The 3,043-nt window shown below is 31.5% G+C and carries 3 protein-coding genes; all 3 read left to right on the plus strand.

Annotated features, from left to right (window positions below; genetic code table 11):
* Positions 1–321: 321 nt before the first annotated feature.
* The 3 genes from AC3DU7_RS29830 to AC3DU7_RS29840 all read left to right on the plus strand — a co-directional run bounded on the left by AC3DU7_RS29830 (position 322) and on the right by AC3DU7_RS29840 (position 2,958).
* A complete protein-coding gene (locus AC3DU7_RS29830) occupies positions 322–1,263 on the plus strand; it encodes an Rpn family recombination-promoting nuclease/putative transposase (RefSeq protein ID WP_488042865.1) in 942 nt (313 codons plus the stop codon).
* Positions 1,264–1,569: 306 nt separating this feature from the next.
* Positions 1,570–2,403, plus strand: a complete 834-nt coding sequence (locus AC3DU7_RS29835) for a sterol desaturase family protein (RefSeq protein WP_488042864.1) — start codon at positions 1,570–1,572, stop codon at positions 2,401–2,403.
* A gap of 60 nt (positions 2,404–2,463) precedes the next feature.
* Positions 2,464–2,958, plus strand: coding sequence for a DUF427 domain-containing protein (locus AC3DU7_RS29840; RefSeq protein WP_488042866.1), 495 nt, complete (start codon positions 2,464–2,466; stop codon positions 2,956–2,958).
* Positions 2,959–3,043 lie beyond the last annotated feature (85 nt).

Here is a 3,043-nt window from a genome sequence, read left to right on the forward strand (position 1 = left end):
TTTTTTTTTATCCCCTTAAAAGGGGAGGCGCATACCCACGATTTTTCGGTAAAAAGACTTTATTCAGCAAACCCTAATACAATTTCTCAAAAGTCTTGCTACATCTCCTTGAAAGTAGGGATTAGGGAGTAGGGAGTAGGGCAAAAAGAGATAAGATATCTTGGTTTAATGCTTAGAATAGTCACAAACATTATTCAATCATTATTATTACTTAACAGATGAAGTCCCATGGTAAGTATAGCATTATTTTTGGGAATTGGTATAATTAGTTCGATGACCATAAAATCACTTTTAACTTCTGTTAATCAACATAGTAAAACCATGAGATTTATTAGCCCAAAAACAGACTTTGCTTTCAAAAAAATATTTGGCTCCACTGAGAGTAAAGATATCTTAATTAGTTTTTTGAATGCTTTAATATATTCTGGTGAATCAATAATTCAAGATTTAGAAATAATCGACCCCTATACTCCAGGAGATACCATTAGTTTAAAAGATACTTATCTAGATGTAAAAGCTCTCTTAAATGATGGCTCGAATGTGATAATTGAAATGCAAATTTTAAACGTTCCAGCATTTGAAAAGCGAGTAGTTTATAATCTATGTAAAACTTATGGGAATCAATTAGATACTGGAGAGGGATATCGAAGATTCAAACCAGTAATTGCTTTAACAATTACAGATTTTAAAATGTTTGAGAAAACAGATCGATATATTAATCATTTTGTGTTTAAGGAGAAAGAGAAATCATTTGAGTATACAGATGAAGAAATAGCAATGATATTTGTTGAATTACCAAAGTTTCCGAAAAAATTAGAAGAGTTAGAAACTATAGCAGATAAATGGATTTATTTTGTGAAATCAGCTCCAAGTTTAGAAGTAATTCCCACCAATTTAGCAGAAATAAAAGAGATAGAAAAAGCTTTAAATATTGCTAATCTGGCAAATCTATCAAGAAAAGAATTAGAGGAAGTACACAAGCGGGAAGTATTTTTAGAAGACCGTGCGGGTCAAATTCTGCTAGCTCGACAGGAGGGACGAGAACAGGGACGAGAAGAAGGATTAGAAGCGGGTAAGTTGTCAATGCAAAGACTAATATTAAGTCAACTGGAGAGAAAATTTTCAGCAGAAATTCCTGCCATAATTAGAGAGAATATTCAACAGTTATCTCTGGAAAAGTTAGAAAATTTAGGAGGAACAATTGATAATTTTAGTAGTTTAGAAGATTTGTCTGATTGGTGTCAAGAACCAGAACGACAATAGGTATTAATTAATGGATAATTGAGGACTGACTAAAAGGGAAAAATAAATTTTCTTCCCTTGAAAAGCAAAGTTTTTAACCTGAATTATTTAATTAATAATTATTCTGTAAATTAGTGTTAAATTTTTATAGTAAAAGGCTATGCAGAAGTTATGAATCAGAAAAAGTTTTACCTATTAACTGATTAAAATATTATTTGTTCCTATCTGCTATCTAAGTGGGTTGAAGTTTTTGAAAAAATGCCAGATTGCTATAAGCTATAATTGTTGTGAAATAATATAAAATGAGCTAAATTTGGAATATTAAAAATGCAAAAGTTATTTGATTTTTTTTATGAAATAGAATTCTATCTAAAAATTGCTATTAGTTGCACAGTGGTTCAGCAGGTATTCTATTTTTTCTTAAAGAATACAAAGCTCGATTTTATAGTACAAATTATCTTGTACTGGTGCATTGGATCTATATCGTTTTATCTTCTTGGTATTCTCATCGAAAAAGGAATTAAGGGTAATGATAATTTGAGAGAAAAACTAACAATAAGAGCAAATAAAGTAAAAAAACAACCATTTCCTTCGTTTACTCTGAAAGGAATTTTCATAGGAGAAATCAAAGCTTTTATCTCAGCATTAGTAATTCTATCTCTAGCTACACAGGTGGATAGAGGAAATAACTTAATGCTAAACTTTGGATGGTTCTTAATGAGAATAGTTGCTGCTGATTTCTGTTTTTATGTTTCCCATTGGCTATTTCACAGAAAATTCTTGCAGAAAATTCATCTCAAACATCATGAGTTTCGAGATACATCAAGCTTCGTAGCTGGGCATAAAAGCTTTTTAGAATATGTTATTGTCACCTTGACGGACCTTTTGCCGATTTTCATATTTGGATATGATATTACTCAACTTTTGGCATGGACTCTTATCGGTAATGCCTATAATCTAGAAGGTCATAGTTCTTTGTCAATATTTTTCATTCCGTCAGATTTTCACGATCTTCATCACACTTGCTTCAAAGGAAACTATGGAATTCAAGGATTTTGGGATAGGATATTTAAAACCCTTAATACCCCAACTAAAAAGCAGGGAATTATGTTTCCGATGAGTCTCCTTGAAGCCAATCTAAAAAGCAATCGCAACTCGTAAATAATGTGAGTAAGTTTTAGGTACTTAAAAGTAGTTCAATTGTATTTTATTCTGATTATGATGAAACCAAATCCAATTCCACCCAAACCAGGTCAAGAATCAGTTTGGGATTATCCACGTCCAGCTATTTTACAAGATACAGATAAACATCTGAAAGTGATTTTTAATAGTATCGTTTTAGCAGAGACAAATAAAGCAAAAAGAGTATTAGAAACAAGTCATCCTCCTTTTTATTACATCCCACCGGAAGATGTTAAAATAGAGTATTTAATCGAAAATTCCAGGAAAACTTTTTGTGAGTGGAAAGGTTACGCTTCCTATTATGATGTATCAGTAGGGGATAAATATGTAAGTAATGCAGTATGGCAATATTTGAATCCTACTCCTAATTTTATGTCTATAGAGGGATACTATAGTTTTTATGCCACTTTGATGGATGCCTGCTATGTCAATGATGAGTTAGTAAAAGCTCAAGCAGGTAATTTTTACGGAGGATGGATTACTTCTGATATTGTTGGACCATTTAAAGGAGAGCCAGGTACATGGGGTTGGTAAATAATCAAAATATAAGTAATTAAAAATGAATGTATAGCAATCAGGAATAAGTTGTGAGAATTCAGATGTTCCTTAAAAGTATAGA

It is taken from the genome of Okeania sp. (assembly GCF_983059655.1).